Annotated in this window: 14 protein-coding genes; 11 read left to right on the top strand and 3 right to left on the bottom strand. The window is 31.7% G+C overall.

Annotated elements, in window-relative coordinates:
- Window positions 1-5 precede the first annotated feature (5 nt).
- The 5 genes from ACNG5D_RS12725 (at window position 6) to ACNG5D_RS12705 (ending at window position 6,026) form a co-directional block, all read left to right on the top strand.
- Window positions 6-1,118 carry a glycosyltransferase gene (locus tag ACNG5D_RS12725; RefSeq protein WP_418183903.1) on the top strand — a complete coding sequence of 371 codons (1,113 nt, stop codon included), beginning with the start codon at window positions 6-8 and terminating at the stop codon, window positions 1,116-1,118.
- Window positions 1,109-1,654: an RNA polymerase sigma factor gene (locus ACNG5D_RS12720; protein ID WP_418183902.1), complete on the top strand. Its 546-nt coding sequence runs from the start codon at window positions 1,109-1,111 to the stop codon at window positions 1,652-1,654. The genes ACNG5D_RS12725 and ACNG5D_RS12720 overlap by 10 nt, the downstream gene beginning before the upstream one ends.
- 214 nt (window positions 1,655-1,868) lie before the next feature.
- A complete protein-coding gene (lipA, locus tag ACNG5D_RS12715) occupies window positions 1,869-2,747 on the top strand; it encodes a lipoyl synthase (RefSeq protein WP_418183901.1) in 879 nt (292 codons plus the stop codon).
- A 2-nt stretch (window positions 2,748-2,749) separates the two neighbouring features.
- Entirely contained in the window at window positions 2,750-3,766 is a 1,017-nt protein-coding gene (gap, locus tag ACNG5D_RS12710; protein WP_418183900.1) for a type I glyceraldehyde-3-phosphate dehydrogenase, read from the top strand.
- A 28-nt stretch (window positions 3,767-3,794) separates the two neighbouring features.
- Window positions 3,795-6,026 (top strand): ATP-binding response regulator, encoded by a 2,232-nt coding sequence (locus tag ACNG5D_RS12705; protein WP_418183899.1) that lies wholly within the window; start codon window positions 3,795-3,797, stop codon window positions 6,024-6,026.
- Between the two features lies 1 nt (window position 6,027).
- Here ACNG5D_RS12705 and lpxK read toward each other — a convergent pair whose 3' ends face one another.
- The gene (gene lpxK, locus ACNG5D_RS12700; protein ID WP_418183898.1) at window positions 6,028-7,026 is read right to left on the bottom strand and encodes a tetraacyldisaccharide 4'-kinase; all 999 of its coding nucleotides are present in this window, start codon (window positions 7,024-7,026) and stop codon (window positions 6,028-6,030) included.
- 47 nt (window positions 7,027-7,073) lie between these two features.
- On the opposite strand from lpxK, the gene ACNG5D_RS12695 reads away from it, so the two are divergent.
- From ACNG5D_RS12695 to msrA, 3 genes are all read left to right on the top strand, one after another.
- Entirely contained in the window at window positions 7,074-8,168 is a 1,095-nt protein-coding gene (locus ACNG5D_RS12695; RefSeq protein WP_418183897.1) for a Nif3-like dinuclear metal center hexameric protein, read from the top strand.
- Window positions 8,169-8,171: 3 nt separating this feature from the next.
- Complete coding sequence (locus ACNG5D_RS12690) at window positions 8,172-8,951, top strand: zinc ribbon domain-containing protein (RefSeq protein ID WP_418183896.1); 780 nt, start codon at window positions 8,172-8,174, stop codon at window positions 8,949-8,951.
- Between the two features lie 108 nt (window positions 8,952-9,059).
- Window positions 9,060-9,719 carry a peptide-methionine (S)-S-oxide reductase MsrA gene (gene msrA, locus ACNG5D_RS12685; protein ID WP_418183895.1) on the top strand — a complete coding sequence of 220 codons (660 nt, stop codon included), beginning with the start codon at window positions 9,060-9,062 and terminating at the stop codon, window positions 9,717-9,719.
- Between the two features lie 127 nt (window positions 9,720-9,846).
- Here the strand turns inward: msrA and ACNG5D_RS12680 are convergent, their stop codons facing one another.
- Window positions 9,847-10,647 (bottom strand): class I SAM-dependent methyltransferase, encoded by an 801-nt coding sequence (locus tag ACNG5D_RS12680; protein WP_418183894.1) that lies wholly within the window; start codon window positions 10,645-10,647, stop codon window positions 9,847-9,849.
- Between the two features lie 33 nt (window positions 10,648-10,680).
- On the opposite strand from ACNG5D_RS12680, the gene ACNG5D_RS12675 reads away from it, so the two are divergent.
- On the top strand, window positions 10,681-11,316 hold the full coding sequence (locus ACNG5D_RS12675) for a hypothetical protein (protein WP_418183893.1): 636 nt from the start codon (window positions 10,681-10,683) through the stop codon (window positions 11,314-11,316).
- A gap of 154 nt (window positions 11,317-11,470) precedes the next feature.
- On the opposite strand, the gene ACNG5D_RS12670 is transcribed toward ACNG5D_RS12675, so the two are convergent.
- A complete protein-coding gene (locus ACNG5D_RS12670) occupies window positions 11,471-11,890 on the bottom strand; it encodes a (4Fe-4S)-binding protein (RefSeq protein ID WP_418183892.1) in 420 nt (139 codons plus the stop codon).
- Window positions 11,891-12,007: 117 nt separating this feature from the next.
- Between ACNG5D_RS12670 and kynU the strand changes: the two genes are divergently transcribed.
- Together kynU and ACNG5D_RS12660 are read left to right on the top strand one after the other, a co-directional pair.
- Complete coding sequence (kynU, locus tag ACNG5D_RS12665) at window positions 12,008-13,276, top strand: kynureninase (protein WP_418183891.1); 1,269 nt, start codon at window positions 12,008-12,010, stop codon at window positions 13,274-13,276.
- Window positions 13,277-13,307: 31 nt separating this feature from the next.
- A complete protein-coding gene (locus ACNG5D_RS12660) occupies window positions 13,308-14,708 on the top strand; it encodes an FAD-dependent oxidoreductase (protein ID WP_418183890.1) in 1,401 nt (466 codons plus the stop codon).
- Window positions 14,709-14,710: the final 2 nt, after the last annotated feature.

Raw genomic sequence — 14,710 nt, 5'->3', positions numbered from 1 at the left:
AATACATGGCGTTTCTTGATTTTATATACTGCAGTTTTATAGCTGTAGTAATTACTCAAGCTATATTTTACATTTTTATTTTTGGGAAATTTGCTTTTTTAAAGCCAACAAAAAAGGCTTCAAAAAACATTGCTATTTCTGTTATTATTTGCGCTAAAAATGAAGCTGAAAATTTAAAAACCTTTTTACCTTCGGTTTTAGAGCAAGATTACCCAAACTTCGAGGTCGTTTTAATTAACGATGCCTCAAAAGACAATACTTTAGAGGTTATTGAAGAATTTGAAACATTACATAACCATATTAAAGTTGTTAATGTAAAAAGTGTAGAAGCCTTTTGGGGTAATAAAAAATATGCCTTAACCCTAGGTATTAAAGCAGCAAAAAACGATTATCTTTTATTTACCGATGCCGATTGCAAACCCTTATCTAAACATTGGATAACGGAAATGAGCAGTCACTTTACCCCCTTACAAACTATAGTATTAGGCTATGGTGGCTATTCTAAAATTAAAAAATCTTTTTTAAATAAATTAATTAGATTTGAAACTCTTTTAACAGCTATACATTATTTTTCGTTTGCAAAAATAGGTTTACCTTATATGGGTGTTGGTAGAAATTTAGCTTACACAAAAAAAGAGTTTTTTAATGCTAATGGTTTTATTAACCATATTAAAGTACGCTCTGGTGATGATGATTTATTTATAAACCAAATAGCTAACACAAAAAATACAGCTATATGCTATACTAAAAATAGCTTTACAGAATCTACCCCTAAAACCACTTTTAAATCTTGGTTTAAGCAAAAAAGACGACACATATCAACGGCTAAATATTATAAAACCAAGCACAAAGTGTTACTTACATTACTGTATACTACAAATTTATTGTTTTGGGTTTTAGGTATAACTCTATTTTTTACACTATACTTATGGAAAATTACTTTATGCCTGTTTCTTTTAAGATTAGCAATACAATATATTATTATTGGTCCAGCAACAAAAAAGCTTAACGAAACAGACTTATTAGTTTTGCTTCCTTTTTTAGAATTTTTTTTAATTGTTGCACAATTAACTATCTTTATAAATAATCTTATCTCAAAACCCAACCATTGGAAATAGACGAAGCCATTTCGCGCGCCAAAAAAAACGACCAAAAAGCTTTTAATTATTTATTAGATGCCTTTTGGGATAATGTTTATGGCTTTCAATTAAAAAGAACCCATAATGAAAACGATGCTGAAGATATTACTATACAAACATTTTCTAAGGCTTTTGATAAGATTAATACTTTTGATGAAAAATATACGTTTAAAACTTGGCTAATTACTATTTCTAAAAATATTCATATTGATTTATTACGGAAAGAAAAAAACTCTATTACCCAAGTTATATCGAAAGATGATCGGGATGTTTTTCAGGTGTTAGATGAATCGCCCTCGCCAGAAGATAAATTAATTACAGAGCAACATTTAGCAAAGTTACTTCGCGATATTAAAAAACTAAAACCTCATTACCAAGAAGTTATAAACTTACGCTATTTTCAAGAATTGAGTTATAAAGAAATTTCAAAACAACTTAAAGAGCCTATGAGTAATGTTAAAGTAAAATTACTTAGGGCAAAAAAACTCTTAGCCGAAATTATTCGAGAAGAATAAATAATTTAATAACCATACAATTTACCTGTTTTTATAATGCGTTAGGGATTGCAGAGAAAAGCCCACAGCGAGGTACGAGCGAGGACTTGTAACGTAAAGCCCGACCCTTGTGGTAACGCCCAAAAAATTATTTATAAAGCTTTTAAGTAAGTGCTTTGAAACCCTTTTTTAAAAAGAATACTTCGTATCTTTGCTATCTATATTTTTTTGAGATATGAATACCAAAACAACATCAAATATTTTACCAGAACGCCAAGCAAAACCTAAATGGCTTCGTGTTAAACTTCCAACAGGAAAAAAATATACAGAGTTAAGAGGCTTGGTAGATAAATACAAACTTAATACCATTTGTACTTCTGGTAGCTGCCCTAATATGGGCGAATGTTGGGGAGAAGGAACTGCCACTTTTATGATACTTGGTAATGTGTGCACACGCTCTTGTGGGTTTTGTGGAGTAAAAACAGGCAGACCTGAAACTGTTGATTGGGATGAACCTGAAAAAGTAGCTCGCTCTATAAAAATTATGCAAATTAAACATGCTGTTTTAACAAGTGTTGATAGAGACGACTTAAAAGATATGGGTAGTATTATGTGGGCAGAAACCGTTAAAGCGGTTAGAAGAATGAACCCAGAAACCACGCTTGAAACCTTAATCCCAGATTTTCAAGGTATAGAAAAACATATTGACAGAATTATAGATGTCGCTCCAGAGGTTGTATCGCACAATATTGAAACCGTACGCCGATTAACACGCGAGGTTAGAATACAAGCTCAATACGACCGAAGCATGGGAGTTTTAAAATATTTAAAACAACAAGGACAAAGACGCACAAAATCTGGCATTATGCTTGGTTTAGGCGAAACCAGAGAAGAAGTTATTGAAACACTACACGACCTAAAAGAAAATGATGTAGATGTAGTTACTATTGGCCAATACTTACAACCTAGTAAAAAGCATTTACCTGTAAAACAGTTTATTAATCCAGACCAATTTAAAGAATACGAAGAGATTGGTTTAGGTTTAGGTTTTCGTCATGTAGAAAGTAGCGCTTTAGTAAGATCTTCTTATAAGGCACAAAAACACATAAACTAATTATGATTAATGTTGCTATCAATGGTTTTGGTAGAATAGGCAGACGTGTTTTTAAATTACTACAAAACCACAAAAACATACAAGTTGTTGCCATAAACGATTTAGCAGATACTAAAACGTTAAGCCATTTACTAAAGTATGATAGTGTACACGGTGTATTTAATGCCAGTATTTCTTATAACGAGAACCATATTATAGTTAATAATAAAAAAATTCCGCTTATAAATAACAAGCAAATACAAGATATTAACTGGGCGCCTTTTAATGTTGATTTTGTTATTGAAAGTACCGGAAAATTTAAAACCACCCAACAATTACAAAACCATATAAATAATGGTGCCAAACAGGTTATTTTAAGTGTGCCGCCTTTAGAAGACAACATTAAAACTATTGTTTTAGGTGTTAACCAAAATAGTATAGATGGCTCTGAAACCATAATATCTAACGCATCGTGTACTACAAATAACGCTGCACCCATGATCGATATTATAAACCAATTATGCGGTATTAACCAAGCTTACATTACAACAGTACACTCTTATACAACCGACCAAAGTTTACACGACCAACCACACCGCGATTTAAGACGCTCTAGAGCCGCTAGCCAATCTATTGTACCAACAACAACAGGAGCTGCAAAAGCTTTAACAAAAATTTTCCCAGACCTTGCCGAGGTAATTGGCGGTTGTGGTATAAGAGTACCCGTTATTAATGGTTCGTTAACAGATATTACTTTTAATGTAAAAAAATCGGTTACTATTAATGAAATTAACAATGCTTTTAAAGAAGCATCGCAAAATAAATATAAAAATATAATTGAGTACACAGAAGACCCTATTGTTTCCATAGATATTGTTGGAAATTTGCACTCCTGTATTTTTGATTCGCAAATGACATCTGTTATAGGAAATATGGTAAAAATTATAGGATGGTATGATAATGAAACTGGCTATTCACAAAGAATAATTGATTTATTATGTAATTTATCGGAAAAAAAGTGTCTTTTGTCGACAAAATAATTATATTTGTCCGCAATACTAATTTAAAATGCCCCAAATAAAAAACCACATATTAACTTTTTTTATACTATTTAGCATCGTTTCATTTGCGCAAACAGCTATTGTTGACGATCCAGAACTAGTACAAAACAATATTAATTACCGCATAAATCAATCTCAAAACGAGTTAGAAAATTACAATTACTTTAAAGCCAAAAAAAACCTAAACGAAGCTTTAAGTTTAGCCCAAAATGCCGACAACAAAAAAAGCATTGGCATTATTTATGCTAAAAAAGGTCGTCTAGAACTTATTTTAGAAGAAACAGATAAAGCCATTAAATCGTTAAACAAAGCTATTGAAATACAACGCATTATAAACGATAATATTAACCTTGGTAAATCTTACAAAACCTTTGGAGATGTTTACTTGGCAAAAAAGGACTACTATTCTGCTTTAGATTCGTATACCGCAGCAAAATCTAAATTTCAAGAAGAAGATTTAAACGAAGAATTAGCAGAAACACTATTGCGCGAAGGCAAAACATACAAAGAGCTAAAAAATCACAAAAAGGCAAGAGATATTATTGAGCAATCTCTAGCCATGGCTAAAAAATACGATTACTACAAAATACAAAGCGAGGCTTTAATTAATCATGCCAAAGTATACAACAAGCTTAGCAACAACAAAAAAGCCCTAGAAGTAGCCTTAGAAGGACTACAAATAGCAAAATCGAATAAGTATACCAATATTACAAACGAAGGCTACTTAATTATAAGCGAATTATATAATAGTTTAGAAGACTATAAACACTCTAGAGATTACTTACAAAACCACTTAGAATTATCAGACTCTATTAGAAGTTTAACCAGAATAAACTCTTCAAGAAACGAGGAAACACAGTTTAGGTTAAATGAAGAAATTGAAAAAAATAAAGAGGTTGTTCAAAAATTAGAAAAAGCAGAAGACGATAAAAGTTTAGGCACATTAATATCTATATTAAGTGTTGCTTTAATAACTATTTTATCGCTTTTAACATTATCGTTATACAAAAACAATAACATAAGGCTTAAAACTAATAATATGCTTCATAAAAAAAATGGAGAGCTTATTATTGCCAAAGAAAAAGCCGAATTAGCATCAAAAACAAAAGCAAACTTCTTATCAACCGTTACACACGAGTTACGCACACCACTATACGCAGTTACTGGTTTAAGCAATATGCTTTTAGATGAAAACCCAAAACCAGAACAAGTTCAGCATTTAAAATCGCTTAAATTTTCTGGAGACTATCTCTTAACTTTTATTAACGACATACTTCAAATAAATAAAATTGAAGCTAACAAAGTTGATATAGAACCAGAATCTTTCAACTTAAAAAAGAAAATAAACAATATTGTTTTAGCATTAAACAATTCTGCCCAAGACAATAACATTAAAATTCATTTTGAATACGATAAAAATTTACCTGAAAATTTTATTGCCGATCAATTAAAAATTTCTCAAATCTTAATTAACTTGGTAGGTAATTCCATTAAGTTTACTAAAGACGGAGATATCTGGATTCGCGTTTATAAAATTGAACAAGAAGGCAAAATGTACACGTTACGCTTTGAGGTAGAAGATAATGGTATTGGTATTAGCCAAGAAAAACAAGACCATATGTTTGAGAGTTTCTCTCAAGGTTCTATCCAAATTAACCGTAAATACGGAGGTACTGGTTTAGGGCTTTCTATTGTAAAAGGTTTAATTGATATTTTAAAAGGTAAAATTTATGTAAAAAGCGAATTAGAAAAAGGCACAACCTTTTACTTTGAAATTCCTTTAGAAAAAACAAACATAAAAGAAACCGAAGAAAATAAAGTTACCTATTTTGAAGGCAATGCAAACGAATTAGATTTATCTAAAGTTAAAATACTTGTAGTCGAGGATAATAAAATTAACCAAATGATTACCAAAAAGATTTTAACAAAAATGGAGCTTAAATGCGATATTGTAGATAATGGTGAAGATGCTGTACAAAAAATAAAAGACAACAACTATAACATTATTTTAATGGATATTCATATGCCAGGCATAAGCGGTATGGAAGCCACTAAACGCGTTAGAGCATTTGATAAAGAACTTACCATTTTCGCTCTTACAGCCGTTACTATAGAAGACAAAATGCACGAATTTGAAGAAGCTGGGTTTACAGATATTATACCAAAACCATTTAAACAAGAAGAGTTCGAGAAAAAACTATACAATGCTTTAGCTAGTAAAAACGAAATATCTTCTTAAATTATAAATTAGTAAATTCTTTTACAAGTTTATTAAATTTTAACTCATTATCAATAGCAACCTTAATAGGCAAATAATACAATTTATCTTTAAGCGATTTATATTGTTTAAGTCGCATAAAATCTTTTTCGGTAGTTACAATAAATTCCTTTTTTTCAAAAGCTAACAACTCGTCGTTAGTAAAATCATGATGATCTTTAAAGTTTAAATGCTCAAACTTTAATTTTTTAGCATTTAAAAAATTAACTAGCGGTGTTGCATTAGCAATTCCCGTAATTAAAGTAAATGGTTTAGCATTACTAATAGCCATAGTATGGTTAGCCGAAATTAAAGTATTAGAATACACTATAGAGCTAAAAAACACATGCTGCCCTTCTTCAGGATTTATATCTTTTACAATTAATCTTTTTTCGTCTTCTTTTAAATTTTCTGGACATTTAGTTACCATAATAATTTGCGCTCGTTTAGCACCACTTTTTGGTTCTCTTAAATTCCCTGTTGGCAAAACCATATCTTTAAAATAAGGATTTGCATATGTAGTAAGCAAAATATTAAAGCCCGCTTTTACTTTTCTGTGTTGATAGGCATCATCTAATAAAATAACATCTGCACTTTCATGCTTTAAATGCATAATACCCTTTTGCCTATTAGAATCAACAGCAACTAATACGTCTCTTTTAAATTTCGAATAAAACTGAAAAGGTTCATCTCCAATAGTATCTGCACTAGAATCTGGGTGCGCCAATTGATAACCTTGTGTTTTTCTTTTATAACCTCGGCTTAATGTGGCAACTTTAACATCATCCTTTAATAGCCTAATTAAATACTCTATCATAGGCGTTTTTCCTGTGCCACCAACACTTAAATTACCAACACAAATAACAGGAAAATTATACGATACAGATTTTTTAATACCCAAATCATATAATATATTGCGCAACCAGGTTACCAAATAATAAATAGGTACAATAGGCAGTAATATTTTTCTAATTAAGTTCATTTAAGCGAATGTAATTATTTTATCTTTGAATTTAAACACAAATAAATATGATTGTACAAGATGTTATAAATCATTTAGAAGCACTTGCTCCTCTAGCTTACGCCGAAGATTTTGATAACGTAGGTTTATTAGTTGGTGACAAATCTAAAAAAATAACAGGTATATTAGTTACACTAGACACACTAGAAGCTGTTGTAGACGAAGCTATTGAGGCAAACTGCAACCTTATTGTTAGCTTTCACCCCATTATTTTTAAAGGCTTAAAAAAAATAACTGGTAAAAACTATGTAGAGCGCGTAGTTATGAAAGCCATAAAAAACGATATAGCAATTTTTAGCATACACACAGCCCTAGATAATGCGTTACAAGGTGTAAATGATATGATATGCAACCAATTACAGTTAAAAAACAAACGCATATTAATACCACAAAACGAAACCATAAAAAAACTTACCACCTACGTACCAAAAGATGAAGCCGAAAAATTACGCACCGCTTTATTTAACGTTGGCGCAGGAAATATTGGCAACTATTCTAATTGTAGTTTTAATGCAGAAGGCTTAGGCACCTATAAAGGCAATGCATCCTCTAATCCAACAAAAGGTAATAAAGGCGAAACACACCACGAAGCCGAAACCAAAATTACCATTACCTATGCAAAACACATAGAAACACAAGTATTACAAACACTTTTTAAAACACACTCTTACGAAGAAGTTGCATACGAGATTACCACTTTAGAAAACAAAAACCAAAATATAGGCATGGGCATGATTGGAGAATTTGAAAAACCCATGGATGAAATTACGTTTTTAAAGCATCTAAAAACCAAAATGAACACAACTTGTATTAGGCACTCGAGCTTACTAAATAAAAAAATAAAAAAAGTTGCCGTTTTAGGCGGTTCTGGTAGTTTTGCTATACAAGCTGCTAAAGCCAATGGCGCTGATGCTTTTGTAACTGCCGATTTAAAATATCACGATTTTTTTACTGCCGAAAACAGCATAATTTTAGCAGATATTGGACATTATGAAAGCGAGCAGTTCACAAAAAACCTTTTAGTTGCATATCTTACAAAAAAAATTACTAATTTTGCAATCATTTTATCAAAGACAAATACCAATCCTGTAAAGTATTTATAAAGTATGGCTAAAAAGAAAGAAGTAAGTGTCGAAGAGCGTTTAAGAGCTTTATACGATTTACAACTCATCGATTCTCGTATTGATGAAATAAGAAATGTTCGCGGAGAGCTTCCTTTAGAAGTTCGTGATTTAGAAGATGAAGTTGCTGGTTTAAACATCCGCTTAGAAAAACTTGTTTCTAGTTTAGAGGTTATCGATAACGATATTACTGGAAAAAAGAACTCAATTGAAGAATCTAAAGCTTTAATAAAAAAATATAACGAGCAACAAAAAAATGTTCGTAATAATAGAGAGTTTAATTCGTTAACTAAAGAAGTAGAGTTTCAAGAATTAGAAATTCAATTAGCAGAAAAGCATATTAAAGAATTTAAAGTTCAAATAGAACAGAAAAAAGAAATTATTTCTGAAACTAAAGAACGATTAAAAGAGCGCGAAAGCCACCTAAAACACAAAAAAGGTGAATTAAACGATATTCTTGCCGAAACCGAAAAAGAAGAACAAGCTTTAATTGGCAAATCTGAAGATTACAAAAAGCAAATAGAAGAACGTTTAGTTGCTGCTTATACAAGAATAAGAACCAACGTAAAAAACGGACTAGCAGTTGTGCCTATTGAAAGAGGTGCTGCTGGTGGATCTTTTTTCACTATTCCGCCGCAAGTTCAAGTTGAAATTGCTTCGCGTAAAAAAGTAATAACAGACGAACATAGCGGACGTATTCTAGTTGATGCTGTTTTAGCTGAAGAGCAAAAAGCAAAAATGGAAAAAATGTTTGCAAAACTATAATCTGTTTTAAAGTATATATAACACTAAAGCCTTCAATTTTTTGAAGGCTTTTTTTATGAAAAAAAATTAAGGTTTTGTAACTTAATACGACTATTAAACAAAAAGTACATGAAAAATATAATTCCCTTATTTATAGTAATCCTACTCTTTAGTTGCCAAAATAACGCTCAATCTACAAGAAAACAAAACAAAGTAACACAAGCAGAACCAATAGAAGTGCCTGTTAAAAATGGAAAAGCAAAAGCCTATTTTGCCAGCGGGTGTTTTTGGTGTGTAGAAGCCATTTACGAAAGTGTTAACGGGGTTTACGAATCTATTTCTGGGTATTCTGGCGGGCATACAAAAAACCCAACCTACGAAGCAAGTAATACTGGAAAAACAGGACATGCAGAAGCTGTAGAAATAATTTACAATCCAAAAACAGTAAGTTTTGAAACCTTAGTTGATGTATATTTTGCATCGCAAAACGTAACTCAAGTAAACGGACAAGGAAACGACAAAGGGTCGCAATACCGTTCTATTATTTTTTACCAAAACGAAAAGCAAAAGCAAATTATTTTAAATAAAAAAGAAGCATTAGCAAAAAAGCTAGGTGTTAAAATAGCTGCCGAAGTTTACCCGTTTCAAAAGTTTTGGGTTGCCGAAGATTATCATCAAAATTACGAAAAACTTCACCCAAACCATCCGTATATTCAAAACGTATCTATACCAAGATTAAACCGATTTAAAGCTAATTTCCCAAAAGCGTTGTTAAAAGAAAACCACTAAAATTATTTCTTTTAAGTTAAAATTATTACGTCTTTTACTTAAATTTATCATAAAGGGCTTAACACTATGTATCAATCATTAAAATAACGTATTTACACGAAACAAGTAAACAACCCTCTTAAAAAAACTAACCTTTTGTAGCCTTTAAAGTAAAAATTAAAGGGTACAATTTATCTTTAGTTACATACATACCAGAGGCTGTTTTAACCAAATCGGGCAATACATCATATGGGCTTTCATCAAATTCTTTTAAATATTCTATTTGCAATCCTGCTTCAGTTAAAGCATTAATAACCTCACTTAAACCATGGTTCCAGCCATACTCTTTACTAATTATTTTAGAGTTCTGGTTGGCATAAGTGCCTTCGTATTCCTCATAAATAACCTCATCTTGCATATAACCGTATTTCATAATGGGCTTATCTTCTAAATAATCAAACATCCATACAATCGGATGAAACTCAGCCATGTAAAATGTACCGCCTTTTTTTAAACGTTCTGCAATAACTTTACCCCAAGGTTTTAAATCTGGCAACCAACCAATAACACCGTAGCTGGTGTAAACAATATCAAATTCATCTTTTACAAATTCCGAGGTATCCAAAACATTACAACACACAAATTTGGAGTCAAGCTTTAATTCGTTATTTAATTTTTTTGCAAGTTTAATAGCCTCGTCGCTTAAATCTACACCAACACACTTAGCTCCCATCCTGCTCCAACTTAAAGTATCTTGCCCAAAGTGGCATTGTAAATGCAATAACGATTTACCAGCAACACTTCCCAAAGCCTCTAACTCGTAAGACATTAAAGATGTTTTCCCCTTTTTAAAAGCTTTTAAATTATACATATCGCTCTGGGCATGCACTTTTACCTTATCGTTCCAAGTGGCTTTGTTAGCTTTAAAATATTTAGCGTTATTAGTCATTTTCAAATTATATATTTGTAAAAATTCTAATTTATGAAAAAATTACTAGCCGCCATTTGCCTATTTTATTTTTGTGCCTCTTGTAACCAAAAAACAAAACAACCTACAATTAATATTTCGGTAGCCGAAAAAATAGCTAATGCCCATGGTTATAAAAATTGGAAAAATGTTTCGGAAGTACAGTTTACATTTTTTGGTAAACGCCATTGGGTCTGGAAACCAAAAACCCAAAACGTAACATTAATTACAGATAAAGATACCATTAGTTACAACAGAAATAACATTGATAGCTTAACAATAAAAACCGACAAAGCCTTTATTAACGATAAATTTTGGTTGTTAATTCCATTTCAATTGGTTTGGGATACAGGAACAACAATTTCTACCCCAATAAAAGAAACTGCCCCTATTAGTAAAACACAACTTAATAAAATTACAATTACTTATAATAACGAAGGCGGTTACACGCCTGGCGATGCTTACGATATATTTTTTAACGAAAACTATATAATAAAAGAATGGGCTTTTAGAAAAGGAAATAGCCCTAAAGCTGGATTAATAAATACATTTGAAAATTACCAAGATTTTAAAGGCATAAAAATAGCTCTAGACCACAAAAAAGATAAAGGCAACTGGAATTTAAGCTTTACAAATGTAAAAATTGAATAAATTTTAAAAAACAAAGGCATTTATTGTAAGTACAACATCTAAATAACGACAAATAACCGTATATAAAAGTATACAAGTTATTTTTCCGCGTTATGCGTCTATATATATTAAAGCACTTTAATCAATGGTTAAAGTGCTTTTTCTTTATTACAAGCTAATCTATAAATTTTGCTTTAACATGTGTGCCATCGCAATAGGGCTTATTTTTCGATTGTCCGCACCTACAAAATGCAGTTGTTTTACTTTTTATTTCAGAATCACCATTCTTATCAAAAACTTTTAATGTGCCGTAAATTAATAAAGGACCATTTTTTAAAACCTCAATCTTAGTTTCAACCAATGGTGTATTCTCGTTTTTTTCATCTTTAAGACGATAACTTAAAGCGCCAGACGGGCAGCACTTTACTTGGTTAATTAAGTCTTCAGTTGATGCTTTATCAATTCTTATCCAAGGCCTAACTTTTGGTCTAAATACATTAGGCAAACCTTTAACACAAATACCCGAATGAATACATAATTCTGGTTCCCAAACCACAGTAACCTCTCCATTATTATACGTTTTAGTTTTAGCCATGGCAGATTGTTTTTAATAAATATACGAAAAAAACAGCTTAATTTAAACTTCACATATTGCTATTCATTACTAACATTATAATTCTTATTTTTGTTAGAAACCGAAAAACATTACACTTTGTCCAACTACAAACCAGGTCTTGAATATGCTTTAGAACAAGACAAAAATGACGAATTAAAAGCTTTTAGAAATCAATTTCATATTCCAACAGATAAACAAGGAAACTCTTGGATATACATGACAGGAAATTCTTTAGGCTTACAACCCAAACAAACTAGCGCATATATAAATCAAGAACTTAAAGACTGGGCTAATTTAGGTGTAGAAGGCCATTTAGAAGCTAAAAACCCTTGGCTACCTTACCATGAATTTTTAACTAAAAGTATGGCCAAAGTAGTAGGCGCAAAACCTATTGAAGTTGTTGTTATGAATACGCTAACGGCCAACTTACACTTTATGATGGTTTCGTTTTATAAACCCACCAAAACACGATATAAAATACTTATTGAAAGTGATGCCTTTCCATCAGACAAATATGCTGTAGAATCGCAATTACGACACCATGGAATTGATGATAAAGACGGATTAATACTTTGGAAACCAAGAAAAGGTGAAGAGTTACTAAATTATAACGATTTAGAAACTATACTTGAGCAACATGGCAATGAAATTGCTTTAATTATGATTGGTGGTGTTAATTATTATACGGGTCAGTTTTTCAATTTAAAACGCATTACCAAGCTTGGGCACAAGTATGGCTGTAATGTAGGTTTTGATTGTGCCCATGGCGCAGGAAACGTACAACTAAACCTTCATGATTCTGGAGCAGATTTTGCAGTTTGGTGCACTTACAAATATTTAAACTCTGGACCAGGAAGCTTAGCCGGTTGCTTTGTACACGAACGGCATGCACACAGAAAAGATTTAAACCGGTTTACAGGTTGGTGGAGCCATAACAAACAAACTCGATTTAATATGCGTGACGAGTTTGATCAATTACCCGGTGCCGAAGGCTGGCAATTAAGCAATCCGCCAATTTTATCGATGGCTGCTATAAAAGCTTCGCTAGACATGTTTAACACCGTAGGCATGGAAAAGCTAACTACTAAATCTAGAAAACTTACCGGTTATTTTGAATTTTTATTACAAAACTTAGGCGAGCATACTATTAAAATTATAACCCCAAAAAACCATGAAGAACGCGGTTGTCAATTATCAATTCAAGTAAAAAATGCCGATAAAACATTACATAATAAATTAACTAAAGCTGGTATTATTAGCGATTGGCGCGAGCCAGATGTTATTCGTTGCGCTCCTGTTCCGTTTTACAACTCGTTTGAAGATGTATATAAATTGGTTGATCAACTAAAGCACATTTTAAAATAACATTAAGCGCGATAAACCAAGTATAGCAACTATGAAAAGTAAAAAACAAAACATATTAATAATTGGCGCTGGGTTATGTGGCTCGCTTCTCGCATTACGTTTAGGCCAACGAGGCTATAATGTATCTGTTTACGAAATGCGTCCAGATTTACGAAAAGTAGATATCTCGGCAGGACGATCTATTAATTTAGCATTTTCAAACCGCGGAAACAAAGCCATAAAATTAGTTGGTTTAGAAAAGAAAGTAAAAGCACTTTGCATACCCATGAATGGCCGCATGATTCATGATATACATGGTAACACCTTTCAATCTAATTATAGTGGTAGAGATTACGAATATATAAACTCCATTTCTCGTGGCCAATTAAACGCTTTGCTTTTAGATGAAGCCGAAAAACATAAAAACGTTAATATTTACTTCAACAAAAAATGTAAATCGGTAGATTTTGTAAAAACTACTGCCCTATTTAAAGATTACCAAACTAAAAACGAGTTTATAGAAGATGCCGATATTATTATAGCAACAGATGGCGCTGGATCTGCCATGCGAAAAAGCTATTACCTAGGAAAGAAATTTTTATTTAGCTTCTCGCAAGACTATTTATCGCACGGTTATAAAGAATTAAGCATTTTACCAAAAGAAAATGGAGATTATAAAACCTACAAAAACGCACTTCATATTTGGCCTCGCGGAAATTTCATGCTTATAGCTTTACCTAATTTAGATGGTAGTTTTACTGTAACACTTTTTTTAAGCTATAATGAAGGTAAATACAATTTTAATAACTTAAAAACCCAAACAGAAGTTTTAAACTTTTTTAAAAACGAATTTCCAGATGCTCTAGCCCTTATGCCAAATTTAGTTGACGATTTTTTTAAAAACCCTACGGCAGCTTTAGGCACCATAAAATGTTCACCTTGGCATTATAAAGGCAATACCTTATTAATGGGAGATGCCGCACATGCCATTGTTCCGTTTTATGGCCAAGGCATGAATGCTTCTTTTGAAGATGTGGTTGAATTCGATAACGTTCTAGACCAAAACCTAGAAAACTGGGAAACCATCTTTAAAACATATGAAGATAACCGCAAAAAAGACACCGATGCTATTGCCGATTTAGCTATTGATAATTTCCATGAAATGAAAGGACATGTTAATCAAGCTGTTTTTCAAGAAAAACGTAAATTAGAAATGGCCTTAGAAAAAGAGTTTCCTAATCAATATTCATCTAAATATTCATTAGTTACTTTTAATGAAAACATTGGCTATAAAGAAGCTATGCTAAGAGGACGCGCACAAGACAAAGCCATTTTAAATATGCTTACCGAAAATGAAATTGATATAAATGACGATTTAAAAACTATTTTAAACAAAGTAAAACACGAAACCGAAGCCATTCTAGAAGATGATAGAATTGCAGGATTAAAATAAGA

This window comes from Algibacter ulvanivorans, assembly GCF_048381495.1.
Classification (GTDB): domain Bacteria; phylum Bacteroidota; class Bacteroidia; order Flavobacteriales; family Flavobacteriaceae; genus Algibacter_B; species Algibacter_B ulvanivorans.
Note: the sequence above shows the minus strand (reverse complement) of the source record. Positions and strands in the feature narration are given on the sequence as shown.